The organism is Salinifilum aidingensis (genome assembly GCF_054782015.1).
Window position 1 is genome coordinate 368,569 of record NZ_BAAGTH010000003.1, and the last position, 26,582, is coordinate 395,150.

Sequence of the window (26,582 nt, forward strand, 5' to 3'; positions counted from 1 at the left end):
GGCCCCGGGTGCGGCATCGGGGGCGGTCCGCGCGGGGCACCCACCCGGCAGGACGGGCCGCAGAACCGGTCAGCCGGCGCGTTCGGCCGGGGACGAGCTCACCGGGGGAGCTCGGTCGTGCGAACACCGCCCGGTAGCGTGCAGGGACGTGCCCAAGCCATCGCTGGCTCCGCTCGCGGAGCTCCCCGGAGTCGCCGAGGCCGTCACCCGCGCCCGCGCGGCCGTCGACGAGGTGCACGAGCACCCGATGAACCGGCGCGGCTGGCCCACCACGGCGGCCGAGGCCTCCGTGCGCGCCGCGCGCGCCTCGGCCGCCGTCGCCGGCGGCGCCGCCGAGATCCCGGACAGCGGATCGGTCGACGAGCCGCTGCTGGCCGGGTCCCTGCGCGTGGCCGAAGCGCTCGGCACGCTGCTGCCGACCTGGCAGCGCGCCCCGCTGCAGGCGCTGGCCCGGATGCACGTGCTCGCCGCCGCGGACCTCGTCAGCGACCCGGACCAGCTCGGGCGGCCCCGGGTCGACCCGGAGGTCTCCGAACGGCTCGACCTGCTCTCCGAGATCGTCACCGACACCGAGACGCAGGGCCCCGGCCCCGTGTTCGCCGCGGTGGTGCACGGGGAGCTGCTCGCGCTCGACGCGTTCGGCGCGACCACCGGTGTCATCGCCCGCGCGGCCGCGCGGCTGTGCGTGATCGGCAGCGGCCTCGACCCGAAGGGGCTCGTCGTTCCCGAGGTCGCCCACTTCCGGCGGCAGCGGGAATACGGCGACGCCGCGCAGGGCTTCACCACCGGCGAGCCGGACAAGGTCGCCGCGTGGATCGAGCACTGCTGCAGCGCCCTGGAAAGCGGTGCGCGCGAAGCGCGGTCCATCGCGGACGCGGCGACCCCGGAATGACGGCGACCCCGGAATGACGGCGAGGGACCGGGTGCCGGCGAGGGACCGGGTGCCGGCGAGGAACCGGCACCGCGGAACGGACGTTCCCGGAACGACGGCGGCGACGGCCCCACCCCGCGGTGGGAAGAGCAGGTGGGAAGCGCCGGCGGGAGGAGAGACGGCCCCGGTGGGGCGAGGGAGGACGCGACGGTGAAGAAGATCCTGATCGACTGCGACCCCGGGGTCGACGACGCGCTGGCGCTGGCCCTGGCGCACGGCAGTCCCGACCTGGAACTCGTCGGGGTGACCTCCGTCGGCGGCAACGTGCCGATCGAGGTCACCACGGACAACGCGCTGCGCCTGGTCGACTTCCTCGGCAGCGGCGCCCCCGTCGCCCGCGGCGCGGGCGTACCGCTCGTGCGGCCGCCGCGCACCGCCTCGGAGGTGCACGGCACCTCCGGCCTGGGTGGCGCCGTGCTGCCGGAGCCCACCACGGCCCCGGTGGGGCAGCACGCGGTCGACCTCATCATCGACACGCTCGCCGCCGCGCCCGGCGAGATCAGCCTCGTGGCCGTCGGCCCGCTGACGAACATCGCGCTGGCCCTGGCCAAGGAGCCGCGCGTGGCCGAGTGGGCGCGGGAGTTCGTGCTCATGGGTGGCTCCTACACCCGCGGCAACAACACGCCCGCCGCCGAGTTCAACATCGCCGCCGACCCGGAAGCGGCCGCCGCGGTGTTCAACGCGCCCTGGCAGCCGGTCATGATCGGGCTCGACCTGACCCTGCAGGCCCGCGCCACCGGCGAGGTGCGCGCCGGGCTCGCCGAACTCGGACGGCTGGACGCGGAGCTGATCACCCCGAGCCTCGACCTGTACGGCACGGCCGAGGAGTACCGGGACGGCGGGCCGCCGGTGCACGACGTGTGCGCCGTGGCCTACGCGATCGACCCGGGGCTGCTGGAGACCGCGCCGGCCCACGTCGCCGTGGAGACCCAGGGCAGGTACACCTCGGGCATGACCGTGGTCGACTTCCGCGACCCGGACGCCGGCTCCGCCGGGCAACCGCCGGAACGGCACAACGCCGTCGTGGCCACCGGCATCGACGTGGCGCGCTTCTGGAAGCTCGTCACCGACGCCTACGCGCGGGTGGCCCAGCAGCTGCCCTGACCGGTGCCGGCCGGCTCAGTCCTCGCGGACCGCCGCGGCGAGCGCGTGGCGCACGTGCCCGTCGTGCTCGGCGAGCAGCTCGGCCGCGCGGGTGACCTCGACGTCCCCGAGCAGGTGCACCAGCGCGGTCTTCACGTCACCCTCGGCGGCGTCCAGCGCGGCCGCGCACTCCTGCTCCGAGGCGTCGGTGGTCTCCCGCAGGATGCTCAGCGTGCGGCCGCGCAGCTTCGCGTTCGTCGCCAGCAGGCTCACCATGAGGTTCGAGTACGTGTAACCCAGGCGGATCAGCGTCGCCGTGGAGAACGCAGTGAGCACGAGCTTCTGCGCGGTGCCCGCCTTCATGCGGGTCGACCCGGCGATCGGCTCCGGACCCGTCGCGGTGACCACCGCCGTCTCGGCGATGTCGTGGCCCGGGCTGTCCGGGTTGGACGTGACCAGCGCGGTGCGCAGCGAGAGGTCCCGTGCCGCGCGCAACGCCCCGAGCACGAACGGCGTGCGCCCGGAGGCGGCCAGGCCGAGCACGAAGTCCCCGGTGCCCGCGGCCTCGCGGAGGCTCGCCGCACCCGCGTCCTCGTCGTCCTCGGCGTTCTCCACCGGGCGGTGCAGCGCCTGCGCACCGCCCGCCTGGTGCACGACGAACCAGTCCGGGGAGATGTTGAACGTCGGCACGAGCTCCGCCGCGTCCAGCGCGGCCAGCCGGCCGGAGGTGCCGGCACCGACGTAGTGCACTCGCCCGCCGGCGCGCAGCGCCTCCACCGCCCGGTCCACGGCGTGCGCCAGCTCCGGCAGCGCGTGGCCCACGGCTTCGGGCACGGTGCGGTCCTCGGAGTTGAGCAGTCGGAGGACCTCCAGCGTGGGCAGCAGGTCGATGTCGGTGGTCCGGGGATTGACGCGTTCGGTCGGGATGTCGAGCCGTGCGCGTTGGCTCATCGCCAGGTCCTCCTCGTCGCGTTCGCAAACGCGCCGCCCGCGTCCGCGAGATCCACTCTGTCCGGTGGGATCCGCGCAGCGCAAGCCGCCTCCGCCCGCCGCGGCGGTCAGCGCGGCGTGCGGATCCAGCCCTGCGGCCGCAGCTCCTCCGGGGAGTCGAGGAGCACCCGGTCGCGGTCGCGCACCCGCACCCCGTCCAGGTTGACACCCCGGCCGAAGTACGACTCGTCGGTGACGTAGCGCCAGCGCAGCCGAACCCTCTCGCCCCGCTCGGCGGGCACCCGGCCGGTCACCTCCCACCAGGAGCGGTGGCCCGCGCCGGCCAGCTGCTCGGTCGGCCCCGCCGGCGCGCCCCCGCCGCGCGCCCGCAGCGGCACGGGCCGCCAGTCCCGACCGTCCGCGGAGGCCTCGAGCCGCAGGGCATCGGTGCCGTCCGGGTCCTGCTGGGTGTCCACGAACGCGTCGAACCGCACCGCCACGTCGCCGCGCACGGGCCCGAGCTCGGCGGTGCGCAGCACGCCGTCCCGGCGGGCGAACCACGAGTCCGCGCCGTGCCGCGGGCGCACGGCCAGCGCTTCGGCGACCCCGCTCGCGAGGGCGCGCCGCGCCGGGCTGTTCGATCCCCACTCGCGGGTGGGGTGCACGCGGTTGCTCAGCAGCACGGCCACCGTCCGCGAGTCGCGGTCGAGCACGAGCGAGGTGCCGGTGAAACCGGTGTGCCCGGCGGTGCGCGGGCCGCTCAGCCCGCCCATGTAGAAGCGCTGGTCGAGCTCGAACCCGAGGCCGTGGGCCGAACCGGGGAACTCGGTGTTCTCGTTGGCGAGCATGCCCTCGACGCCGGCCTCGGACAGGATGCGGTGGCCGCCGTAGGTGCCCCCGTTGAGCAGCGCCTGCCCGAGCACGGCGAGGTCGCGGGCGCTGGCGAAGACGCCCGCGTGCCCGGCGACCCCGCCGAGCGACCAGGCGTTCTCGTCGTGCACCCGGCCGCGCACCATTCCCCGGTCGGGGTTGCGCTGGTACTCGGTGGCGGCGATGCGGTGCCGCAGCCGTTCCGGGGGGCGGTAGCCGGTGTCGGACATGCCCAGCGGCCCGGTGATGCGCTCGGCGACCACCTCGTCGAGCGAACGCCCCGAGACCCGTTCCACCAGCAGCCCGAGCGTGATCATGTTCGGGTCGGAGTAGGTGTAGTGCGTGCCCGGTTCGTGCTCCGGCCGGATGCCCAGCACCGCCGGGACCCGCTCCTCCGGTGGCAGCGTCCACAGCCGCACCTCGGCGGGCAGCCCGGAGGTGTGCGTCATCAGCTGCCGCACGGTGATGTCCTGCTTGCCGTGCTCGGCGAACGCGGGCAGGTAGTCGGCCACCGGGGCGTCCAGCCGGATGTTCCCGCGCTCCACCTCCTGCAGCGCGGTGATGGAGGTGAACAGCTTCGTCAGCGAGGCGATGTCGAAGATCGTGCCGCGGCGGGCGGGCTCCCACTGCCCGCGGGGCAGCTCCCTGCCCGTGCCGTCGGCGTAGCGCAGCTCGTACCCGCTGGCCTCGTGGCGCACGATCCTCCCGTCGTGCGCCACCAGCCCCACCGCGCCCGCGTACATCGGGTGCTGCCGGTCCGGCGTGGGGCCGGTCCACGCGCGCAGCCGCTCGAAGGCCCGGTCCAGCGGCTCGGCGGCCATGCCCACGTCGGCTGGCTCCGCCGGCCGCAGCTCCGTCGTCGGCGGGCTGAACCCCGGGCGGGGCCGGTCGAACCGGCCGCTGCCACCGGGTGCGGCCGCGGACGTGCACACCACCACCGCGGCCACCGACAGCACGAGCAGCCCGCGCAGCCTTCCGGCCATGCCCCCTCCTCAGTCGTACAGCAGGTGCGGGCGCCGCTGGTCGCGGAACCGCCGTTCCTCCTCGCGCCACGAGCCGACCACCTCGGCCGCATCGGCACCGGCGTCGATCATGCGGCGCAGCCGGTCGGTCCCGGCCAGCAGGTCGATCATCAGGTCCGGGCGCCAGCCGAACACGTCGGGGTAGAGCCGCCGGGCGGTCACGAGCATGGCCACGGCCGCGTCCACCGCGGGCGGCTCGCCCTCGTGGTGCACCCGCACCCCGCCGCACGTGCGGTCGGCGTGCTTGGAGAACGCGGGCGCGAAGAAGGCCTCCTGGAAGCGCACCCCGGGCGGGGCGGCGGCGTTCAGCTCCTCCGCCCAGCGCCAGTCGATGCCGGGGGCTCCGACGAGCTCGAACGGGGTCGTGGTGCCGCGCCCCTCCGACAGGAGCGTGCCCTCGAACAGCCCGGTACCCGGGTAGACCGCCGCGGTGCTCCGGGCCGGCATGTTCGGGCTCGGCGGGACCCACGGCAGGCCGGTGTCCGCGGTGCGGCCGTGCCAGCCGGTAACGCGCACCACCTCCAACCGGTCCAGGCGCCGCGGCAGGTGCTCCCGGTCGAACAGCAGCGCCAGCTCGCCCGCGGTCATGCCGTGCTGCTGCGCGATCGGCAGCAGACCCACCCCGGAGGAGAACGCCGGGTCCAGCAGCGGCCCCGCGACCCGGTCGCCGATCGGGTTCGGCCGGTCGAGCACGGTGAACGCCGCGCCCACGCGGCTCGCCGCCCGCATGGCCGTGTACATCGTCCAGATGTAGGTGTAGAAGCGGGCGCCGACATCGGCGATGTCGAACACGAGGTGCTCCACCCGCGCCTCGCGCAGCATCCGGGCCATCGCGTCGGCGTCGGAGCCGTAGGTGTCGTAGACGGGCAGGCCCGTGCGCGGATCCCGCGCGTCGCCTTCCGACTCCCCGGCCTGCCCGGTGCCGCGGAACCCGTGCTCGGGGCCGAACGCGGCGACGACGGGCACGTCCTGCTCGTGCATCGCGTCGACGACGTGCTGCAGCGAGGACAGCACACCGGTGGGGTTCGTCAGCACCCCGACGCGGTTCCCGCGCAGCGGGCGCCAGTGCTGCGCCGCGAGCACGTCGGCCCCGGTGCGCACCGGCCCGGCGCCGGCGGAGGCGGTCCCGGACGCGCCGCTCGCGGCCGGGAGCAGGGCCGGGGCCAGCGCGGCGGTGGTGACGAAGTGCCTGCGGTTGACGTCCACGGCGCTCACCAGCCCAGGCCGTGGCCGAACGGGTAGCGGTCCGCACCGGGCCGCCGCGGGTCCGGCACGGCCACGGGCAGCCGCCCCCGCGGGGTGCGCTCACCGAACAGCACGCGCGTCAGCGCCTCCACGGCCACGTCCTTGTCCGAGAAGGTCGCCAGCCACGCGGGCAGCTGCTCGTCGTGGCCCGCGTCGTACGGGTCCTCGACCGCGGCGGCGATCACCGGTCGCGAGGTGCGGGCCAGCGCGGCCAGCAGGTCACGCTGCCCGGCGTTGTCGTCCTCCCAGGCGCCGCTGGTGAGCACCACGGTCACCTCGTGCTGCCGCGCCGCCCGCGCGGCGGCGTCGATGCGCTGCTGATCGGGGTTGCGGCCGGTGCCCTGCGCGCGGGTGCGCGGCCCGCGGGCGGCGATCCGGTCGGCGAGGGCGCGCGTGGCCGACCCGCCGGCCCCGGTGACCAGCACGCTGCCCGGCACCGGGTCCAGCGGCAGCACCAGGCCGTCGTTGCGCAGCAGCGTCGTCGTGCGGTCGGTGACCTCCTGCGCGGTGCGCACGTGCTCCGCGGCTCCGACGAACCGCTCCGCGCGGTCGGGATCGGTGAACGGGTCGCCGAGCGCGCCGCGCCGCCGTTTCAGCTCGAGCACGCGGCGCACGCTGCGGTCGATGCGCTGCTCGGACAGGCGTCCGTCGCGGACGGCGGCGCGCACCGCGTCGATCGCCAGGCGCAGGTCGATCGGCATCAGCAGCACGTCCGCACCTGCCTGCAGCGCCAGGACCGGGATCTCGGCGTCCGGGTGCTGCTGCCGCACCCCGTCCATCCGCAGCGAGTCGGTGACCACCACTCCGCCGAAACCGAGCTCCTCGCGCAGCATCCCGGTCAGCACCGCGGGTGAGAGCGTCGCGGGTTCGCCCGAGTCGTCCAGCTTCGGCACGAGCAGGTGCCCGCTCATCACCGAGTCCGAACCGGCGGCGATGGCGCGGCGGAACGGCGGTGCGTCGAGCTCCTCCCACTGCTGCCGGTCGTGCTCGATGACCGGCAGCCCGGTGTGACTGTCCACATCGGTGTCCCCGTGCCCGGGGAAGTGCTTGACCGAGTCGGCGATCCCGGCGCGGTGGAAACCGCGCACCTGCGCGGCGGTGAGCTCGGCGGCCAGGCCCGGGTCGGCGGAGAACGAGCGCACCCCGATCACGGGGTTCGCCGGGTTGACGTTGACGTCGCCGCTGGGGGCGAGGTTCAGGTTGAAGCCCATCGCCCGCAGCTCCTCCCCGGTCACCTCGGCGGCGCGCGTCGCGTCCGCCGCGCTGCGCGAGGCCCCGAGGGCCATGTTGCCGGGGAACTGCGCCGCGGGCGGGCCGATCCGGGTGACCGCGCCCTGCTCCTGGTCGAGGCAGGCCAGCAGGGCGATCCCGGCGCCGGAGTCGAGCGCGGCCCGTTGCGTGCCGTTGGACAGCTCGGCGATCTGCCGCGGGGTGCGCAGGCTGTCGGTCCACGAGAAGTGGACCAGCCCGCCCGGGTGGTAGGTGCGGACGACCTCGGCGGGTGTGTCCACACCGAACTCCGCGCGGTTGTCCGGGTGCGGGCCGTGCGCGTCCCGCCCGTAGGCGGGGACGACGAACAGCTGCCCGATCTTCTCGTCCAGGGTCATGTCCCGCACCAGATCCGCGGCACTCGATCGGGCGGCCTGCGATCGGGGGTAGGTGGAGGCCGTGACGGCTGAGCCCGCTGCTGCGGCTGCTCCGAGCACGATGGTGCGGCGGCCGATGGTCCGGGGCACGGCGGCCTCCTTGCGCTGGTCAACGACCGGGCCGGTCAACAACCGGGTTGGCCAACGACGGGGCTGGTCAACGACCGGAGCGGGCAGCAGGTGCGGAGTGCCGCCGGGTTCCCGCTCCGGGGGTCGGGCGGCGGGGCCGCCCTGCCGGTGCCGCGGAGACCCGCCGTGCACGAACCCGGGGCGTGCGAACCCGGTGTGCACGAACGATCACTCTGCGGATCCGAAAAACTACCCACCGCGCGGAAGTCGGTCAACGCGACACGGCGGACGTGGCGACAACGCGCCACGCGGGCGGTCCCGCTCGGCCTCGGCGGTGCCGTCCCGACGCGGCCGCACCGGGACGCGCGGGGTCGGGTCGCGGAGGGCGGAGGCTTCCCGGAGGCCGGGTTCGGGGGCCGGGCTCCGGTGGGATCGGGGCGCGGTGCCCGGAAGGGTGCCCCGAACGGGGGCCGACATGCGGTGGCGCCCGTCCCGGGGACGGGCGCCACCTCCACGCGAGGAACCGGGTTACCAAGCTGCTGACTCGGTCGTACCGTTGTGGGCTAGGCGTCCGGCGTCCCGGTACGCAACCCCGTTGAACGACTCGCCTCCTTGTGGGGGCAGCGCGTGGGTTCACCGGCTGCTCGCGTGCGGAGCCTGCGAGGGGGAGACGTCACTTCTCCTCCGTAACGTCCCTGGCCTGCAGGGTCCGCACCCTCATTGTGGAGCGCCCGCAGCGGTTACTGCAAGAGTTCGCGCGCGCACGTGTCGTGATCACCCGGTAGGGCTCCTCCGGTGGTGTTCGTGCTCGTCCGGGAATGCTCGTCCGGGAGAGCCCGTCCGGGGTGGTCAGCGGCGCTTGCGCCACTGGCGCAGCCCCCACCAGGCCGCGCCCGCCGCGGCGACCGCGCCCATGCCGACGCCCGCGGCGGTCACCGCGGTGCGGGACGGGGTGGGCAGGCGGGCGCGCAGCGACACCGGGTGGTCGAACGTGAGCGAGGGCCAGCCGCGCTGCACCCCTTCGCGGCGCAGCGCCCGGTCCGGATTCACCACGGTCGGGTGCCCCACCGCCTCGAGCAGCGGCATGTCGCTGATCGAGTCGCTGTAGGCGTGGCAGGCGTCGAGGTCGTAGCCCTGCTGCCGGGCGAGCTCCCGCGCCGCGCGGGCCTTGTTCTCCCCGGAGCAGTAGAACTCGATCTCCCCGGTGTAGCGGCCGTCCGCCACGACCATGCGCGTGCCCGCCCAGTGGTCGGCGCCGAGCATCGTGGCCACCGGTGCGACGACCTCCTGGCCGGAGGCTGAGAGCACGACCACCGCGTGACCGGCCTCGTGGTGCTCGTCGATCAGCTGGGTCGCCTCCTTGTAGACCAGCGGGTCGACGATGTCGTTGAGCGTTTCCTCCACGATCGCGCTGACCTGCTCCACCTCCCAGCCGGCGCACAGCGACGTGATGTGCGCGCGCATCCGGTCCATCTGGTCGGCGTCCGCACCGGCCAGCATGAACACGAACTGGGCGTAGGCGCTCTTGAGCACCGCGCGGCGGTTGATGAGTCCTTCCTGGAAGAACGGGCGGCTGAACGCGAGCGTGCTCGACTTCGCGATCACGGTCTTGTCCAGGTCGAAGAAGGCCGCCACGTGGCTTTCCGGTGCGGGCGGGGGGTTCGCGGACTCCGTCACGCGGACAGCATACGGGCCGGCGGGCGCGAACGTGCCGCACTGCGCCGCCGTGCCGCCGATGCCGCTCGTTCGCCCGTCCGAGGGGTGTGGTTCACCGGTGTGCTGAACCCCGGAACGGGGGAACAATCCGGGCTGGAACCGGCACCTCGTCCACAGGGGTCCGAGTTGTCCACAAGTAGCGCTGAGGGTGCTTGGCGCAGCGGGAAAACCCGGTCACGGTGATCGCAGCGCTCGCGGAACCGAGCCACCGGCGAACACCGAAAGGCCGACACCATGACGCCCACCCCGCTCATCATCGCCGCCGACGACGAGCTGCGCTGCGAGCTCGAACGGATCGCCGCGGCCTGCGGCACCGCCGCGCGCACCGCCGCCGAACCCGCCACAGTGGAGGGCTCCTGGGCGACCGCGCCACGCGTGCTGCTGGACGAGCCGGCCGCACGGGCCGCGCTGGAGTCGGGGCTGCCCTGCAGGCGCGAGGTCTACCTCCTGGTCCGGGCACCGGCGGAGGGGACGTGGCAGGCGGCCTTCGCCCTCGGCGCGCAGGACGTGGTCGACCTGGCGAGCGAGGAGCACCGCGTCGTCGACCTGCTCACCGCGCCACCGGAGGCGGACGGCTCCGCCGGCCCCGCGGCAGTCGGCCGCGTGCTGGCCGTGCTCGGGGGGTCCGGCGGGGCCGGGGCCTCGTTGCTGGCGGCGGAGACCGCCGCGACCGCGGCGCGGCGGGGCGGCCGGGTGCTGCTCCTCGACGGCGACCCCGTCGGCGGCGGCCTCGACGTCGTCCTCGGCTGGGAGGACGTGCCCGGACTGCGCTGGGGCGACGTCAGCATCGGCAGCGGACGCGTCACCGCGGGGACCCTGCACGAGGCGCTGCCCGCGCAGCAGCTCGGGGCCGGCACGCTGGCCGTGCTCGCCTGCGACCGCGAGAACCCGGACTCCGGGTTCACCGCCGCGGCCGCGCGGTCCGTGCTCGGCGCGGCGCGGCAGGCCGGCGACACCGTCGTCTGCGACGTCTCCCGCCACCTCGCGGACGCGGCGGAGGCCGTGCTGCGGCACGCCGACCTGGTCTGCCTCGTCGCGCGGGCCGAGCTGCGCGCGTGCGCGGCCGCGGCCGCGGTGCTCGGGCGCGTGCGCGGCGCCGCTTCCGCGCCCGCGTGCCTGCTCGTGCGCTCCGGGCCGGCCGCGGGGATGCGCGCCGGGGACGTGCGGCAGGTGGTGGGGGTGGAGCCGCTCGCGGTGATCCGCGACCAGCCGGAACTCGCGGCCGCCGCCGACCGGCGCGGCATCGGCACCTCCTCCGCGTCCACCCGCGGGCCGTTACCACGCAGCGCGGCCGCGGTGCTCGACCTGCTCGACGCCGAGGTCGACGGGCAGACCGCCTGAGTCGCCCGCGGCGCCCGAGCCGTCGGCACTGCCCGAGCCGTCCGGCACCGCTCCGGGCCCCACCGGGTCCGGTGCGTTCCGGCTGCGAGGTCCTCCCCAGTCCCCGAGCCCACCCCGAACCCCGAGTCCACTCCGAACCCCGAGTCCACCCCCGCCCCGCCGGTACCGCCCGCGGCCGCCCAGGCCGCGGGCAGCCGGTGGCGACCTCCACGGAGCACGGCATGTCCCCCATCCCTTCCACCGCCGCAGCGGGCCCGACGACCGGGCCGATCGACGAGGCGCTGCTGGAGCGCGTGCGCAACCGGATCGTCGACAGCGGAGAGGAGGTGACCCCCGACTCGGTCGCCGAGGCCGTGCGGGCCGAGACCCGCGGTCTCGTCGCCGACGGCGACGTGCTCACCGCGCTGCGGAGGGTGCACCAGGAGTTCCTCGGTGCCGGTGCGCTCGAACCGCTGCTGCGCGATCCCGCGGTCACCGACGTGCTCGTCACCGCCCCCGACGAGGTCTGGGTCGACCGCGGCCACGGCCTCGTGCGCGCGGACGTGGCCTTCGGTGACGAGGAGAGCGTGCGGCGCCTGGCGCAGCGGCTGGCGCTCGCCAGCGGACGCCGGCTCGACGACGCCCAGCCGTGGGTGGACGCCTGGTTGCCGCGGGGCCGCGCGGACAGCCCCGTGCGTCTGCACGCCGTGCTGCCTCCCGTGGCCGCCGCCGGGACCTGCGTGTCGCTGCGGGTGCTGCGCGCCGCGGACCACGACCTCGACGCGCTCGCCGCGGCGGGCATGTTCCCCCCTGTGATCACCGGCGTGCTGCGCCGCATCATCGCCGCACGCCTGGCCTTCCTCGTCGTCGGTGGCACGGCGGCGGGCAAGACCACGCTGCTGGCCGCGATGCTCGGGGAGGTTCCGGCGGACGAGCGCATCGTGAGCGTGGAGGAGGCCGCCGAACTCCACCCGCGCCACCCGCACGTGGTGCGGTTGCTGACGCGCCCGGCGAACGTCGAGGGCGTCGGCGGGGTGCACCTGCACGACCTCGTGCGCCAGGCCCTGCGGATGCGGCCCGACCGGGTGGTGGTCGGGGAAGTGCGCGGGTCGGAGGTGTGCGAGCTGCTCGCCGCGTTGAACACCGGCCACGAGGGCGGCGCGGGAACGCTGCACGCCAACTCCCCCGCCGAGGTGCCCGCCCGGATGGAAGCGCTCGCCGCGCTCGGCGGGCTCTCCCGCGAGGCGCTGCACAGCCAGCTCGGCCCCGCCGTGCACCTCGTGCTGCACGTCCGGAAGGGCAGCGCTGCCCGACCGGGGCGCTGCCTGTCCGAGATCGGCGTGGTGCGGCGCACCGGTGGGCAGGTGCAGGTGCAACCCGCGTGGCGCCACGACGACGGGTGGCAGCCCGGGCGCGAGCACCTGGTGCACCTGCTCGGCGGTGAGCGGGCGTCCTTCACCGGGGCGACGGCGGAGGAGGCGGGGTGGTGACCGCGGCCTGCGCGCTCGCCGCGCTCGCGCTGCTCGGCTGGCCCGGCCGGGGACCGCGTTCGCGCCTCGCCGCTCTCCGCCGCCGGGGCGCGGCCGGTGGCGCTCCTCCCCGCAGCGCGGGTCTCCCGGTGCTGCGGTGGTTCCGCGGCAGTCCTCGTCGGAGCGGGGCGGCCGCGCTCGCCGCTGCCCTGGTGCTCCTCGGCGGTTGGGCCGCGGGGGCAGGTGGAGCGGTCGCCGCGCTCCTCGCCGCCGGCGCCGGAGGGCACTGCTACCGCGCGTGGGATCGGCAGCGCCGGCGAGGCCGCGGGTGGGAGGAGCTGGCCGCGGGACTGCACCTGTTCGTCGCGCAGCTGCGGGCGGGCGCGCACCCCGCCCGAGCGGCCGAAGGGGTCGCGGCCGAGTCCCCGGGTCGCACCGGTGCGCTGTTCCGCGAGATCGCGATGACCGCGCGGCTCGGCGGGGACGTCCCCACCGCCCTGGCCGCCGAGCACCGCACCGGCTCCCTCGGCGGTCCGTGCTCGAGCATGGCGCGGGCGTGGCGGTTGGCGGAACGGCACGGAGCGGGGCTGGCGGAACTGCTCGACGCGGTGCGGTGCGACCTGGAGAACCGCGCTGCGTTCCAGCACCGGGCGCAGGCGGACATGGCGGGCCCGCGCGCGACGGCGCTCGTCCTGGCCGTGCTGCCGGTGTTCGGCCTCGCGCTCGGCGAGGCCTCCGGCGCCGAGCCGCTCGCCGTCCTCCGCGATACGCCCTGGGGCCAGCTGCTGCTCGTGCTCGGAGTGGCGCTGGCCGGCTGCGGTGCCGCGTGGACGCTGCGCCTGACCGAGGCGGGTGCCTCGTGATCGCCGCCTGCGCAGCCCTGGTGGGCGTGGGCCTGCTGCTCGTGCCGGAGGCGCCGGTGCGCAGGCGGGTGGTGCGCCTGGCGCCGGCCGGGCGGAGGCGACGGGGCGCACCGGGGGTTCCACCCCGCCGCGTGCTGGGGGTCGCGGCGGGGGGTTCCTTCGGTGCGGTGGCCCTGGCGGCGGGACCCGCGGTCGGGCTCGCGGTGCTCGTCGCCGGCGGGACGTGCGCCGCGCTGGTCCGCAGGGCCCGGCGGCGGCAGGAGGGCACCGGCCCGATGGACCTGGCCACGGGGTACGAGTTGTTCGCGGCCGCGCTGCGGGCGGGGCTGAGCGCGCCCGCGGCGCTGACCGCGGTGGCCCGGGAGTTCGCCGGGCCCGCCCGCCGGGCGCTGGGTGCCGTGGCCGAGCGGATCGCGCTGGGAGCGGACGCGGCCGAGGCGTGGGAACCGGCGTTGCGGTGCCGCGACACGGCGGAGATCGCCCGCGCGGCGCGGCGCACCGCGCGCACCGGGAGTCCGCTGGCCGCGGTGGTCACCGAGCTCGCCGCACGCGCCCGGGCGCGTGCGCACGACGGCGAGCACGCCCGCGCGCGGCGCGCCGCCGTGTGGGTCTCTGCCCCGCTGGGGCTGTGCTTCCTGCCGAGCTTCTTCTGCCTCGGCATCGCTCCCACGGTGCTGGGCATGCTTCGACGCGTGGGTGAGCTGTGAGAGCTCGAAGGTCGTGACGAGGAGTCCGAAGAGGAGGACGAGGTGAACGTTCGGGATGTGCGTGGAGTGCGCGTTGTGCGCGCGCGTTCGCGCAGCGCGAGGTGGATCCACCGCTCCGCGGCGGAGGCACGCATCCGTCCGCTGTGGACGATCATCGCCGGGTGGCGGTCCGCGGTGCGCGCCGCGGCGGGTGCGCTGCGCGGGGACGCGGGCATGAGCACCGCGGAGTACGCGATGGGGACCATCGCCGCGGCGGCCTTCGCCTCCGTGCTCTACGCGGTTGTCACCAGCGACGGCGTGCGGGATGCGGTGACCTCCCTGATCGAGCGCGGCTTGCAGGACGTGCCGGTATGACGCGCCGCGCAGCAGCGGGCTCCGACCGCGGCGCGGTCACCGTCGAAGCGGCGGTGGGAATCTGCGCCGTCGTGGCGGTTTTCGCGCTGCTCCTGCTGGGCGTCGGCGCCGCCGTCGCCCAGCTGCGGTGCACCGACGCCGCCGTCGAGGCGGCGCGGATGGCGGCGCGCGGGGACCGCGAGCGCGCGCACGCGGCGCTCGCGCAGCTCGCTCCGGAAGGGGCGAGCCTCCGCTTCTCCGGCGATGTCGAGTACGTGCGGGCCGAGGTGGTGGTACCAGCGCCCACCGGGGTGCTGGACCTGCGCGTGACCGCCGAGGCCGTGGCGGCCCGGGAACCGGGTGCGCCCTCCCCGTAGCGCGGCGGGCGGGCCCGTCCGGGCAGTTGCGGCCCCGCACCACGGGGCCTGCACGGCAGCCCCGCACCGCAGGCCCGCACCGCGCTCGCGTCGGCGCGGGCGCGGTGCCACGCGTACTGCAACGGAAGGAGTGTGCTGCAGGTGAAGGTGACGCTGCGCGGGGACCGCGGCGCGGCCACGGTCGTCGCCGCGGTGCTCGCCCTCGCGATGGCGGGTGTTCTCGTGCTCGTGCTGCACGCGGCCGCGGCGCTGTGGCAGCGCCACCGCATCGCGGGGGCGGCCGACCTGGCCGCGATCGCCGCGGCGGCGCACGCCCCGTTCGGGCCCGAACTGGCCTGCGCGCGGGCGGCGGGGGTGGTGGACCGGATGGGCGGAGTGCTCACCGAGTGCTCGGTGTCCTCTCGGGACGCGCGGGTGCACGTGCGCGGTGGGCGGGGCTCCTCGGGTGGAGACTGGGGCCTGATCGGCGCGCGAGCGCGAGCCGGACCGGTGCGGGCGCAGCCGATCGGAGGGCCCGAAGGTGCACCGCACGGCAGACCGGGCGGGCACCGCCGCGGCCACGACGAGCGGGCGGGTGACGACGATGAACGGTCGCGGACGCCGAGGAGGCCGTGATGAGCGGTGAGTGCTCCGCCGCTGAACCGCGGTGCGCCTCTTCGGCGCGTCTGAGCGGCCGGGCGCATTCGTCGCGGGAACCCGACCGGTCGTCGATGGGCCTCTACACAGGCCCGGGGCCGATGCCGTTCAGTAAGGGTGTGGGCACGCCGTTGGAAGGTGCGACAACGACGTCGCAGCGAGGTGGTTCCCCGACGCCGCCCCGGCACCACGCGGGGCGTCGAACCACCGGCGGGGTGCGCTTTCGCGCAAGGAGGCTGGAAGACATGGATTCGTCGGCGGAGTGGCAGCACGCCGTCCGCAGCGTCCCGGCATCCCCGGCCGGGCTGACCTCGGACCGGATCGAGCTGCGCGTCCAGGCCATCGAACTGGCGACGCGCGGTTGGGCGATCCGGCCGGGAACCCTCCCGCAGCACGGCGAGCGGCGCGGGAACCCCGGTTCCCCGGCGGGAAGCAGCCGGGCCGGCCTCCCGGAGCCGGTGCACGCGGACTGGGCGGGTTTCCCCGAGCTGTCCGCGACCGAACTGGCCGAGTGGTGGGCGGAACGTCCGTACAGCCTGCTGCTGGCCACCGGGCGGGGGGCCAACGCGTTCGAGGTCGACGCCGATCTCGGCCGCCGCGCCGCGGGGTACCTGCGCGCCGCCGGTTCGCCGGCGCCGATCGCGGCGAACCCGCTGGGCCGGTGGTACTTCCTCACCCGCGACGAGGAGCTCGTCGGGCACCTGCTGGACGAGCTGGCCGAGGAACGGGATGAGCGGATCGGCATCCACGGGGGCGGCAGCTGGATCCCCCTGCCTCCCAGTGCTTTCCCGCACGGGGTCGTGCACTGGCGCGTCCAGCCGGAGCTGTGCGGGTGGCAGCTGCCCTCCGCGGAGTACGTGCGCAACGCGCTGTGCGCGGCCATGAACCCATCCACAACAGAACAGGCCACCGATGTGGTCGACCTCCTCATGGCAGGTCGCTGACGGGGGGCCGGTCGGTCGCGTGAGTCGCCGATGACACCGCGCACCCGGCTCACCCCCGACGTGGCCGATGCGGGATGAACGCGCTTCCCCTCCCGTGCTCATTCCGCCGCAACGGCCACGGAGCCGCACACCGGTGACTCAACCCCCGGACGCGACCGGCTCTCCCCAAGCGGCCAGCACCGTGTCGAGGACGGCCACTGCCCCTGCCTTGTCCAGCGGTTCGTTGCCGTTTCCGCACTTCGGCGACTGAACGCAGGACGGGCAGCCGGCCGGGCACTCGCAGGAGGCGATCGCCTCCCGCGTCGCGGCCAACCACGGGACGATCGCTGCGTAAGCGCGATCGGCGAATCCGGCACCGCCCGGATGCCCGTCGTGCACGAACACCGTTGCCTCCCCGGTGTCCGGATGCACGGCGGTGGACACTCCGCCGATGTCCCAGCGGTCACAGGTCGCGAACAGCGGTAGCAGGCCGATCGCCGCGTGCTCGGCGGCATGCAGCGCGCCGGGGAGGCGCGCCGGTTCCAGACCGGCGCCCCCCGGCGCGCTGCTCATCAACAGCTCCTGGGGAACGCTGTACCAGACGGCTCGGGTGCGCAGGGTCTGCTCCGGCAGGTCGAGCGCCACCTGGTCGAGCACCTCGCCGGACGGCAGCTTCCGCAAGTAGCCCACCACCTGCGAGGTGACGTCGACCTCGCCGAGGCTCACCGCGACCGCGCCCTCCCCGGCGGCGCTCCTCCCGGCGGCGCCCTCCTCGGTGACGCTGTCCGCGGCGGCACCGCCCCCACCGGCGCTGCCCTCCGGCGCGGCCGCGCTGCGGGCGCCCTCCCCGGCGCTCGCCCCCGCGCGCGCATCGCGGCGGGGGACGCGGCTGTCCACGGTGCGCAGCACGGAGATGTCGGTGGTCTCCCGCGGCGAGGTGGTCCACTCCGGATTCTCCGCGTGCACCAGGGCGATGCCCTCGTCGAGGTCGAGCTCGTCGACGACGAAGGACTCGCCGCGGTGCAGGTAGACCGCGCCCTCGTGCACCGTGGAGCAGGCCGATCCGGGGTCGACGGTGCCGAGCATCCGCCCCGTGTCGGCTTCCACGACGGCGACGGGCTGCCCACCGGTGCCGCGCAGTTCGACGTCGCCGTGCGGTCGTTTCCGGCTGGTCCAGAACCACCCGCGGGGGCGGGCGCGCAGCACCCCGTCGGCGGTGAGCGCGGACACCGCGGACTCCGCGGCCTCCCCGCCGAGGACGGCCAGGTCCTCCCGCCCGAGCGGCAGCTCCGCGGCGGCGCAGACCACGTGCGGTTCGAGGACGTACGGGTTGGTCGGGTCGAGCACGGTGGTTTCCACCGGGCGGTCCAGGATCGCGCCCGGATTGCCGACGAGGTAGGTGTCCAGCGGTTCGTCCCGGGCGATGAAGACGACCAGCGCCCCGGCCCCTTCGCGGCCGGCGCGTCCGGCCTGCTGCCAGAAGGAGGCGAGCGTTCCGGGGTAGCCGGCGATGAGCACGGCGTCGAGCCCGGCGATGTCCACGCCGAGCTCGAGCGCGTTCGTCGTGGCCACGGCGCGGAGCTCGCCGGAGACGAGCGCCTGCTCGAGCGCGCGGCGCTCCTCCGGCAGGTAGCCGCCGCGGTAGGAGGCGACGCGTTCGGGCAGTTCCGGTGCCACCTCGCCCAGCGCGCGGCGCGCGGTGAGCGCGGCGGTCTCCACGCCGCGCCGGGAGCGCACGAACGCGAGGGTCCGCGCGTCCTCGACGACGAGATCGGTCATCAGCCGCGCGGCCTCGGTGCCGGACCCGCGGCGCACCGGTGCGCCGTTCTCCCCGGTGACGTCGGGCAGCAGCGGGGGTTCCCAGAAGGCCACGGTCCGCTGTCCCCGGGGTGATCCGTCCTCGGTGATCGCGGTGCAGTCGACGCCGGTCAGCCGCGCGGCCATCTCCTCGGGCCGGGCCACGGTGGCCGAGGCGAGCACGAACACCGGTTCGGCGCCGTAGTGCCGGGCCACGCGGCGCAGGCGGCGCAGCAGCAGCGCCACGTGGGAGCCGAACACGCCGCGGTAGCCGTGGCACTCGTCGATGACGACGTAGCGCAGGTTGCGCAGGAACCGCGCCCAGCGCTGGTGCCCCGGGAGGACGCCGTGGTGCAGCATGTCGGGGTTGGTGAAGATCCACCGCCCGTGCGCCCGGGCCCAGTCGCGCTCGCCGCGCGGGGTGTCCCCGTCGTAGGCGGCGGGCCGGGTTCCGGGCAGGTCGAGTTCGCGGGCGCCGCGCAGCTGGTCGGCGGCGAGGGCCTTGGTGGGGGCCAGGTACAGCGCCGTGGCCGCCTCGTCGTCGTGCAGGGCGGAGAGGATCGGCAGCTGGTACGCGAGGGATTTGCCGGACGCGGTCCCGGTGGCGATGACGGCGTGCTGCCCGGCCCGGGCGGTGTCCGCGCCGGCGCGCTGGTGGGTCCAGGGGCGTGCGGTGCCGCGGGCGTTCAGCGCGTCGACGAGTTCGGCGGGCGCCCAGTCCGGCCAGTCGGCGTGGCGGGCGGGGCGCGGGGGGAGGTCGGCGACGTGGCGCAGCGGGCCCTCCGCCTCGGCGGTGTCCTCGGCGCGGGCCCCCGCGAGGACGCGGTCCAGTAACCGCCGGCCGTGTTCGTCGCTGGTTGTGCGCACGGTCAGCAGCCTCGCACAGCGGGGGTGCGCGGTGTGCGGCGCCGGGCGGCCGGTGCGGGCCGCGGGAACTCACTCGATCCGGCATTGTTCGCGCCGCGGCGGGATCGGTGCGGGCCGGCGCTGCGGGGGTGCGGACGCGCTGTCCGAGCCTCCGCGGACACGCGGAGCGGCCCTCGATACCTCATGACACCCGTTCGGACCAAATCACGAGCACTGCTTTCGAGGGATAAGCGGCGGTGCTGAATCGATCAATTGCGGTTGAATGCCCACGTCAGGGCGAGTGAGCTATCACACGGTGAGGTATGACACTTGATTCCGGCATAGACTGCGCGATCACGACGTCGCCGCGGTCGACCTGCGGTCGCACCGGGCGAGGGCGTCTCGCACGCGCCGGCGGGCGCCGCGCACGTGCGACACCGGCACCGAACCGAGCACGAACCAGGAGGACGGATGTCCCTGCTGATGCCGGCCGAGCCGCGGCCGGGCCCCGCTGCGGGCCTCGATGGCTGGGCTCAGGGCGCTGCACCACCGAGTTCGCACCCCCGGATGGATCTCGCCCAGCACGCACCGATCGCCCTCGGCGGCGCCGACTACACGATCGTCGGCGTGGTCATGGTCATCGCGCTGGGCGCCCTCGCCCTCGGGTACCTGCTCATCCGCGAAGTCCTCGCCGCCGGCCAGGGCACCCCGCGGATGCAGGACATCGCCACGGCCGTCCAGGAAGGCGCCTCGGCCTACCTCAACCGGCAGTTCCGCACCCTGGCGGTCTTCGCCGTCATCGTGTTCTTCGCGCTGTTCGCGCTGCCCGCCGAAAGCGTGGCCGAGAGCATCGGCCGCTCGCTGTTCTTCCTCGCCGGTGCGGCCTTCTCCGCGCTCATCGGCTACCTCGGCATGTGGCTGTCCACCCGCGCGAACCTGCGCGTGGCCGCGGCGGCCCGCGAGTCCGCGGGGGCGCGGGAGCGCGCCATGCGGATCGCCTTCCGCACCGGCGGTGTCGTCGGCATGACCACCGTCGGGCTCGGGCTGTTCGGCGCGGCGCTGGTGGTGCTGGTCTACGCCGGCGACGCGCCGCGCGTGCTGGAAGGGTTCGGCTTCGGCGCCGCCCTGCTGGCCATGTTCATGCGTGTCGGTGGCGGGATCTTCACCAAGGCCGCCGACGTCGGTGCCGACCTCGTCGGCAAGGTGGAGCACAACATCCCCGAGGACGACCCGCGCAACGCGGCCACGATCGCCGACAACGTGGGCGACAACGTCGGTGACTGCGCCGGCATGGCCGCCGACCTGTTCGAGTCCTACGCGGTGACGCTGGTGGCCGCGCTGATCCTCGGCACCGCGGCCTTCGGGATGCACGGGCTGCTGTTCCCGCTGATCGTGCCGGCGATCGGCGTCGTCACCGCCGTGCTCGGCGTGTACATCACCCGGGCGCGCCGGGACGAGGGAGCGCTGACCGCGATCAACCGCTCCTTCTACATCTCCGCTGCGATCGCGGCGGTGGCCTCGGCCGCGGCGGCGCTGATCTACCTGCCGCACTCCTTCTCCGGGCTGACCGGCGTGCCCCCGGAGATCACCGCCACCGCCGGCAACCCCGCGGTGGTGGCGCTGAGCGCCGTGGTCATCGGCATCGTGCTCGCCGTCGTCATCCTCAAGCTCACCGGCTACTTCACCGCCACCGAGACGCGGCCGGTGCGGGACGTCGGTCGGGCTTCCCGCACGGGGCCGGCGACCGTCATCCTCTCCGGCATCTCCGTCGGCTTCGAGTCGGCCGTGTACACCGCGCTGGTGATCGCCGCGGCCGTGTTCGCCGCGTTCCTGCTGTCCGGGTCGCTGGCGGTGGCGCTGTTCGCCGTGGCGCTCGCCGGTACCGGCCTGCTCACCACGGTGGGCGTCATCGTCGCCATGGACACCTTCGGCCCGGTCGCCGACAACGCCCAGGGCATCGCCGAGATGTCCGGCGAGCTCGAGGGCGAGGGGGAGCAGGTGCTGACCGAGCTCGACGCCGTCGGCAACACGACCAAGGCGATCACCAAGGGCATCGCGATCGCCACGGCCGTGCTCGCCGCGACCGCGCTGTTCGGCTCCTACACCGACGCGATCGGGCAGGCGCTGGCCGGCATCGGCGGTGCGCTCAGCCCCGGCGAGTACCTCGTGTACGCGCCGAACGTGCTCGTCGGCGTGGTGATCGGCGCCGGCGTGGTGTTCCTGTTCGCCGGTCTGGCGATCAACGCCGTGTCCCGCGCGGCCGGGGCGGTCGTCTACGAGGTGCGGCGGCAGTTCCACGCCAAGCCCGGGATCATGGACGGCACCGAGCGCCCCGAGTACGGCCGGGTGGTGGACATCTGCACCCGCGATTCGCTGCGCGAACTCGCCACCCCGGGCCTGCTGGCCGTGCTCGCCCCCGTGGCCGTGGGCTTCGGCCTCGGCGTCGGGCCCCTGGCCGGCTACCTCGCCGGTGCGATCGCGACCGGCACGCTCATGGCGATCTTCCTGGCGAACTCGGGCGGCGCCTGGGACAACTCGAAGAAGCTCGTCGAGGACGGCCACCACGGCGGCAAGGGCTCCGAGGCCCACGCCGCGACCGTCATCGGCGACACCGTCGGGGACCCGTTCAAGGACACCGCGGGTCCGTCGATCAACCCGCTGCTGAAGGTGATGAACCTCGTCTCGGTGCTCGTGGCGCCGGCCGTGGTGGCCGTCACCGTCGGTGACGCGGCCTCGGTCCCGCTGCGGGTGAGCATCGCCGTCGTCGCCGTGCTCGTCATCCTCGCCGCCATCGTCGTGTCGAAGCGGCGCAGCACCGCGATCGACGAGGAGTCACCGAACCGGCTCCCCGACGGGGCGGCGTAACGTCCTGCGAGCAGCGCTCCCGGCGGCCCCGCGTGTCCCGCACGCGGGGCCGCCGCGTGGTGCAGTGGTACGACTGCGCTGCGCGGATGCTCACGCGCGCCGTGCCGCGGCGGGTTCGCGCGTTTCGGCGCCGGCCCGCTGCGGTAGCCGGCGGGCGCGTCCCGCTCGCGCGGTTGCGGCCCGGCGGGGCGGGCGGCAGCACCGCGCTGCACGACCGCCGCGGTGCACCCGGCCGCGGCCGGCGCGCTTTGACGCACATCACGCTGGGTCACGCATCGGAATCCGAACGTGTCCCGTTACGTTCGTACGGGGCGCGACGTGGGTCGTGTTGTGTGCAACCCTGTGCGTTCCCGGCAGAGTGGGGCACACCTGGCGAGGGCACACTGAGGACCGTCGAGGCGCCCGCGTGGTCGCGCGGCACTCGTGGTTCGGGTGTGCGCTCGAGTGAACGGAAGGGACATGCGGTATTCGACGGATGCGCCGGTGCACCGCTCCCCGCAGCCGGGGGCCTCGCACTCCGACGGGCGATGATGCCGCTGAGTACAGGGAGGATCGAACGCCTCCGCGAGAAGAGAGCAGGTAAGCGTGGCTGGGTCGACACGGACGAAGAAGAACGGGGGTACTCCGAGGACCTCCGCATCCCAGAACGGGGCGGGCGGTCACCGGCTGGTGATCGTCGAGTCCCCGGCGAAGGCGCGCAAGATCGCGTCCTATCTCGGGTCGGACTTCGTCGTTGAGTCCTCGCGCGGGCACATCCGCGACCTGCCGCGCGGAGCCGCGGACGTCCCCGCCGAGTACAAGGGCCAGTCCTGGGCGCGGCTGGGCGTGGACGTGGACAACGACTTCGAACCGCTCTACCTGGTCACGGCCGACAAGAAGGGCACGGTCTCGGAGCTGTCCGAGGCGCTGGACGGCGCCGAGGAGCTCTACCTCGCCACGGACGGCGACCGCGAGGGCGAGGCGATCGCCTGGCACCTGCTGGAGACGCTGCAGCCGAACGTCCCGGTGCACCGGATGGTGTTCCACGAGATCACCGAGTCGGCCATCCGGGCCGCCGCGGCCAACCCGCGCGAACTGGACCAGAACATGGTCGACGCGCAGGAGACCCGCCGCATCCTCGACCGCCTGTACGGCTACGAGGTCAGCCCGGTGCTGTGGAAGAAGGTCATGCCGAAGCTCTCGGCGGGCCGGGTGCAGTCCGTGGCCACGCGCATCGTGGTGCAGCGGGAGCGGGAGCGGATCAGCTTCGTCCCCGCCGAGTACTGGGACATCGCCGCCACCCTGGACGCGGGCGCGCAGGCCGACCCGCGGCGCTTCAGCGCCCGCCTCGTCTCCGTGGACGGCCGCAAGCTCGCCGCGGGACGCGACTTCGGCCCGGACGGGCAGCTCAAGAGCGACGACGCGGTCGTGCTCACCGAGGCGGAGGCCGGCCGGATCGCCGGGGCGCTCGCCGAGGCCGACCTGCACGTCTCGCGGGTCGAGGAGAAGCCCTACACCCGCAAGCCGTACGCGCCGTTCATGACCTCCACGCTGCAGCAGGAGGCGAGCCGGAAGCTGCGGTTCTCCGCGGACCGGACGATGCGCACCGCGCAGCGGCTGTACGAGAACGGCTACATCACCTACATGCGGACCGACTCGACGACGCTGTCCGAGACGGCGCTCGCGGCGGCCCGCAACCAGGCGCGCGACCTCTACGGCGACAGCTACCTGTCGGGGCAGCCGCGGCAGTACAACCGCAAGGTCAAGAACGCGCAGGAAGCGCACGAGGCGATCCGCCCGGCGGGGGACACCTTCCGCACGCCGGGGGAGGTCGCCGCCGAGCTGGACACCGACGAGTACAAGCTGTACGAGCTGGTGTGGCAGCGCACGATCGCTTCGCAGATGGCCGACGCGAAGGGCACCACGCTGTCGGTGCGGGTCACCGGCACCGCCTCCAGCGGGGAGGAGTGCACCTTCGCCTCCTCGGGCCGCACGATCACCTTCCCCGGGTTCCTCAAGGCCTACGTGGAGTCGGTGGACTCGGAGGCCGGCGGTGTCGCCGATGACCAGGAGTCCCGCCTGCCCGCGCTGGTGCAGGACCAGGCCATCACCGCGGCGGGGATGGACCCGGACGGGCACTCGACCAGCCCGCCCGCCCGGTACACCGAGGCGAGCCTGGTCAAGGCGCTGGAGGAGCTGGGCATCGGCCGTCCGTCGACGTACGCGTCGATCATCAGCACGGTCCAGGAGCGCGGTTACGTGTGGCGCAAGGGCTCGGCCCTGGTGCCCTCGTGGATCGCCTTCGCCGTGGTCGGCCTGCTGGAGAAGCACTTCGGCCGGCTCGTGGACTACCACTTCACCGCCGCGCTGGAGGACGAGCTCGACCGCATCGCCGAGGGCGCGCAGGAGCGCAGCCGCTGGTTGAACGGGTTCTACTTCGGCGGCGACGTGGGCCCGGAGGGGTCCATCGGCCGCGCGGGCGGGCTGAAGAAGCTCGTCGGCTCCGGCGTGGAGGAGATCGACGCCCGCGAGGTCAACTCGATCCCCATGTTCACCGACGAGGAGGACCGCACGGTCTACGTCCGGGTGGGCCGCTACGGGCCGTACCTGGAGCGGCCGCTGGCCGACGGTTCCGCGCAGCGGGCGAACCTGCCGGAGGACCTGCCGCCGGACGAGCTCACCGCCCAGGTGGCGGAGAAGCTGTTCGCCACGCCGATGGAGGGCCGCAGCCTCGGCACCGACCCGGAGACAGGGCACGAGGTGGTGGCCAAGGAGGGCCGCTTCGGCCCGTACGTCACGGAGGTCCTGCCGGAGGGCGACAGGAGCAAACCCCGAACGGGCAGCCTGTTCAAGTCGATGTCGCTGGACACCGTGACGCTCGAGGACGCGCTGCGGCTGCTGTCGCTGCCGCGCGTGGTGGGCACCGACCCGGACTCCGGGGAGGAGATCACCGCGCAGAACGGCCGGTACGGCCCGTACCTCAAGCGCGGCTCCGATTCGCGGTCGCTGGAGTCCGAGGAGCAGATCTTCACGGTCACCCTGGACGAGGCCAAGAAGCTGTACCAGCAGCCGAAGCAGCGCGGGCGGCGCGCCCCGGCGGCCCCGCTCCGGGAGATGGGCGAGGAACCGGACACGTCCAAGCAGCTCGTCGTCAAGGACGGCCGGTTCGGCCCGTACGTCACCGACGGGGAGACGAACGCCTCGCTGCGCAAGGGCGATGACGTGGAGTCGCTGACGCTCGAGCGCGCGGTGGAGCTGGTCCAGGAGCGGCGGGCGAAGGCGCCGCCGAAGAAGAAGTCCGCCGGCAAGAAGAGCACGTCGTCGAAGTCGTCCTCGTCCTCCGCCAAGTCCGGGTCGTCGAAGTCGGCGAGCGGGTCGACCAAGAGCGGCGGTGGCTCGACCAAGAGCGGCTCGACCAAGAGCGGCGGTGGCTCTGCCAAGAGCACGGGCAGCTCGTCGAAGTCGGCGAGCGGGAAGTCCCCGAACGGGAAGTCGTCGAGCGGGAAGTCGTCGAAGAGTTCCGGCTCAGCGAGGACCGGCACCGCGCAGTCGGCCTGACGGTCGGGTGCGCGTGGTGACAGCCGCGCGGGGTGCCGGAGCGGAGGGAGCGCGAACCTATGACGACCGGCACGGACGTGGCCGGTGGCGTGTGGGCGGAGGTCGTCGGCCAACCGGACGCGGTGGCGACGCTGACCTCCGCCGTGCGGGCCGCGCGGCGCGCCGCTGCGGGTGAACCGGACGTCGGCGGTGCGATGACGCACGCGTGGTTGTTCACCGGGCCGCCCGGCTCCGGCCGCTCGGTGGTGGCGCGCGCGTTCGCCGCCGCGCTGCAGTGCACGGATCCGGAGCGGCCCGGGTGCGGGGAGTGCTCCGCCTGCCGCACGACGGAGGGCGGCACGCACGCGGACGTGCGCGTCGTCGTGCCCGAAGGACTGTCCATCTCGGTCTCGGAGATGCGCTCGCTCGTGCAGGCCTCGGCGCGCAGGCCGTCCACCGGCCAGTGGCGCGTGGTGCTCATCGAGGACGCCGACCGGCTCACCGAAGGAGCGGCGAACGCGCTGCTCAAGGTCGTGGAGGAACCGCCGGCGCGGACGGTGTTCCTGCTGTGCGCCCCGTCCGACCACCCCGAGGACGTGTCGGTGACGATCCGCTCCCGCTGCCGCGTGGTGCACCTGCGCACCCCGCTGCCGGGGGCGATCGCCGAGGTGCTGCGCGAGCGCGACGGGGTGGACGCGGAGCGCGCGCGGTGGGCGGCGTCGGTGTGCGGCGGGCACATCGGGCGCGCCCGGCGGCTCGCCACGGACGCGGACGCGCGGGAGCGCCGCGAGCGGGTGCTGCGGGTCCCGGCGCGGTTGAACCGCTTCTCCGAGGTGTTCGCCGCCTCCGGTGAGCTGGTGAGCTCGGCCGAGGCCGAGGCGCAGGCGGCGAACGCCGAGCGCGACGAGGAGGAGAAGGAGCAGCTGCGCACCGCGATGGGTGCCGGCGGTACCGGCAAGGGCACGGCGCAGGCGACCAAGGGCGCGAACGCGGCGCTGAAGGAGCTGGAGAAGAAGCAGAAGTCGCGGGCGACGCGTTCGCAGCGGGACGCGCTGGACCTGGCGCTGGTGGATCTGGCGGGTTTCTTCCGCGACGTGCTCGTGCTGCGGGCCGGTGCGGACGTGCCGTTGAACCACCCGGACTTCCGCGGGGACGCGGAACGCGCGGCGCACGAGTGGACCTCGGAGTCGGCGCTGCGGCGGCTGGAGGCCGTGCTGGAGTGCCGCGGCGCGCTGGGGCGCAACGTCAAACCCGCCGTGGCCGTCGAGGCCATGGTGGCCGCCCTCCACCGCGGCTGAGCCCTCCGGCGGCCCCGTGCTCGCGACCACCGCGCCCCTCGGCGGCCCGCTTGATGCCCCGAGGAGCCGCCGGGGGTGATGCACCGCCCCGCGGACGAATCGGTGAGCGGTGCGTTTTCC

General features: G+C 74.8%; 19 protein-coding genes. 13 read left to right on the forward strand and 6 right to left on the reverse strand.

Annotated features, from left to right (window positions below):
* Positions 1-148 precede the first annotated feature (148 nt).
* Together ACYVJE_RS06785 and ACYVJE_RS06790 are read left to right on the forward strand one after the other, a co-directional pair.
* Positions 149-892, forward strand: a complete 744-nt coding sequence (locus ACYVJE_RS06785; protein WP_461143749.1) for a Fic family protein — start codon at positions 149-151, stop codon at positions 890-892.
* A 189-nt stretch (positions 893-1,081) separates the two neighbouring features.
* The gene (locus tag ACYVJE_RS06790; protein WP_459157996.1) at positions 1,082-2,035 is read left to right on the forward strand and encodes a nucleoside hydrolase; all 954 of its coding nucleotides are present in this window, start codon (positions 1,082-1,084) and stop codon (positions 2,033-2,035) included.
* Between the two features lie 15 nt (positions 2,036-2,050).
* On the opposite strand, the gene ACYVJE_RS06795 is transcribed toward ACYVJE_RS06790, so the two are convergent.
* From ACYVJE_RS06795 to ACYVJE_RS06815, 5 genes are all read right to left on the reverse strand, one after another.
* Entirely contained in the window at positions 2,051-2,965 is a 915-nt protein-coding gene (locus ACYVJE_RS06795) for an N-acetylmuramic acid 6-phosphate etherase (protein ID WP_459157997.1), read from the reverse strand.
* Between the two features lie 107 nt (positions 2,966-3,072).
* Entirely contained in the window at positions 3,073-4,797 is a 1,725-nt protein-coding gene (locus tag ACYVJE_RS06800) for a serine hydrolase domain-containing protein (RefSeq protein ID WP_461143750.1), read from the reverse strand.
* Positions 4,798-4,806: 9 nt separating this feature from the next.
* Positions 4,807-6,042: an exo-beta-N-acetylmuramidase NamZ family protein gene (locus ACYVJE_RS06805; RefSeq protein WP_461143796.1), complete on the reverse strand. Its 1,236-nt coding sequence runs from the start codon at positions 6,040-6,042 to the stop codon at positions 4,807-4,809.
* A gap of 5 nt (positions 6,043-6,047) precedes the next feature.
* Positions 6,048-7,817, reverse strand: a complete 1,770-nt coding sequence (locus ACYVJE_RS06810) for a glycoside hydrolase family 3 protein (protein ID WP_461143751.1) — start codon at positions 7,815-7,817, stop codon at positions 6,048-6,050.
* A gap of 828 nt (positions 7,818-8,645) precedes the next feature.
* Entirely contained in the window at positions 8,646-9,473 is an 828-nt protein-coding gene (locus tag ACYVJE_RS06815) for an HAD-IB family hydrolase (RefSeq protein ID WP_459158000.1), read from the reverse strand.
* A 273-nt stretch (positions 9,474-9,746) separates the two neighbouring features.
* Here ACYVJE_RS06815 and ssd point away from each other — a divergent pair, with 273 nt between their 5' ends.
* From ssd to ACYVJE_RS06855, 8 genes are all read left to right on the forward strand, one after another.
* Positions 9,747-10,853, forward strand: a complete 1,107-nt coding sequence (gene ssd, locus ACYVJE_RS06820; RefSeq protein WP_461143752.1) for a septum site-determining protein Ssd — start codon at positions 9,747-9,749, stop codon at positions 10,851-10,853.
* A 221-nt stretch (positions 10,854-11,074) separates the two neighbouring features.
* Positions 11,075-12,322, forward strand: coding sequence for a TadA family conjugal transfer-associated ATPase (locus ACYVJE_RS06825; RefSeq protein WP_461143753.1), 1,248 nt, complete (start codon positions 11,075-11,077; stop codon positions 12,320-12,322).
* Complete coding sequence (locus ACYVJE_RS06830) at positions 12,316-13,164, forward strand: type II secretion system F family protein (RefSeq protein ID WP_459158003.1); 849 nt, start codon at positions 12,316-12,318, stop codon at positions 13,162-13,164. Before ACYVJE_RS06825 ends, ACYVJE_RS06830 begins: the two co-directional genes overlap by 7 nt.
* Positions 13,161-13,871 (forward strand): type II secretion system F family protein, encoded by a 711-nt coding sequence (locus ACYVJE_RS06835; RefSeq protein WP_461143754.1) that lies wholly within the window; start codon positions 13,161-13,163, stop codon positions 13,869-13,871. The genes ACYVJE_RS06830 and ACYVJE_RS06835 overlap by 4 nt, the downstream gene beginning before the upstream one ends.
* 75 nt (positions 13,872-13,946) lie before the next feature.
* Positions 13,947-14,225, forward strand: coding sequence for a DUF4244 domain-containing protein (locus ACYVJE_RS06840; RefSeq protein ID WP_461143755.1), 279 nt, complete (start codon positions 13,947-13,949; stop codon positions 14,223-14,225).
* On the forward strand, positions 14,222-14,581 hold the full coding sequence (locus ACYVJE_RS06845; RefSeq protein ID WP_461143756.1) for a TadE family type IV pilus minor pilin: 360 nt from the start codon (positions 14,222-14,224) through the stop codon (positions 14,579-14,581). The genes ACYVJE_RS06840 and ACYVJE_RS06845 overlap by 4 nt, the downstream gene beginning before the upstream one ends.
* A 141-nt stretch (positions 14,582-14,722) precedes the next feature.
* Positions 14,723-15,196, forward strand: coding sequence for an Rv3654c family TadE-like protein (locus ACYVJE_RS06850; RefSeq protein ID WP_461143757.1), 474 nt, complete (start codon positions 14,723-14,725; stop codon positions 15,194-15,196).
* 266 nt (positions 15,197-15,462) lie between these two features.
* A complete protein-coding gene (locus tag ACYVJE_RS06855; protein ID WP_461143758.1) occupies positions 15,463-16,161 on the forward strand; it encodes a bifunctional DNA primase/polymerase in 699 nt (232 codons plus the stop codon).
* 138 nt (positions 16,162-16,299) lie between these two features.
* Here the strand turns inward: ACYVJE_RS06855 and ACYVJE_RS06860 are convergent, their stop codons facing one another.
* Positions 16,300-18,804 carry a DEAD/DEAH box helicase gene (locus ACYVJE_RS06860; protein WP_461143759.1) on the reverse strand — a complete coding sequence of 835 codons (2,505 nt, stop codon included), beginning with the start codon at positions 18,802-18,804 and terminating at the stop codon, positions 16,300-16,302.
* A 546-nt stretch (positions 18,805-19,350) separates the two neighbouring features.
* On the opposite strand from ACYVJE_RS06860, the gene ACYVJE_RS06865 reads away from it, so the two are divergent.
* The 3 genes from ACYVJE_RS06865 (at position 19,351) to ACYVJE_RS06875 (ending at position 26,462) form a co-directional block, all read left to right on the forward strand.
* Positions 19,351-21,648: a sodium-translocating pyrophosphatase gene (locus ACYVJE_RS06865; protein ID WP_461143797.1), complete on the forward strand. Its 2,298-nt coding sequence runs from the start codon at positions 19,351-19,353 to the stop codon at positions 21,646-21,648.
* A 585-nt stretch (positions 21,649-22,233) separates the two neighbouring features.
* Complete coding sequence (gene topA / locus ACYVJE_RS06870) at positions 22,234-25,185, forward strand: type I DNA topoisomerase (RefSeq protein WP_461143760.1); 2,952 nt, start codon at positions 22,234-22,236, stop codon at positions 25,183-25,185.
* A 59-nt stretch (positions 25,186-25,244) separates the two neighbouring features.
* Positions 25,245-26,462 carry a DNA polymerase III subunit delta' gene (locus ACYVJE_RS06875; protein ID WP_461143761.1) on the forward strand — a complete coding sequence of 406 codons (1,218 nt, stop codon included), beginning with the start codon at positions 25,245-25,247 and terminating at the stop codon, positions 26,460-26,462.
* The last annotated feature ends 120 nt before the right edge of the window (positions 26,463-26,582 follow it).

What these genes read in the sequence shown, in the direction of transcription:
- ACYVJE_RS06795 (WP_459157997.1), bottom strand. Translation starts at nt 2,965, where the DNA reads ATGAGCCAACGCGCACGGCTCGACATCCCGACCGAACGCGTCAATCCC.
- ACYVJE_RS06800 (WP_461143750.1), bottom strand. Translation starts at nt 4,797, where the DNA reads ATGGCCGGAAGGCTGCGCGGGCTGCTCGTGCTGTCGGTGGCCGCGGTG.
- ssd (WP_461143752.1), top strand. Translation starts at nt 9,747, where the DNA reads ATGACGCCCACCCCGCTCATCATCGCCGCCGACGACGAGCTGCGCTGC.
- ACYVJE_RS06825 (WP_461143753.1), top strand. Translation starts at nt 11,075, where the DNA reads ATGTCCCCCATCCCTTCCACCGCCGCAGCGGGCCCGACGACCGGGCCG.
- ACYVJE_RS06845 (WP_461143756.1), top strand. Translation starts at nt 14,222, where the DNA reads ATGACGCGCCGCGCAGCAGCGGGCTCCGACCGCGGCGCGGTCACCGTC.
- ACYVJE_RS06855 (WP_461143758.1), top strand. Translation starts at nt 15,463, where the DNA reads ATGGATTCGTCGGCGGAGTGGCAGCACGCCGTCCGCAGCGTCCCGGCA.
- ACYVJE_RS06865 (WP_461143797.1), top strand. Translation starts at nt 19,351, where the DNA reads ATGGATCTCGCCCAGCACGCACCGATCGCCCTCGGCGGCGCCGACTAC.
- ACYVJE_RS06875 (WP_461143761.1), top strand. Translation starts at nt 25,245, where the DNA reads ATGACGACCGGCACGGACGTGGCCGGTGGCGTGTGGGCGGAGGTCGTC.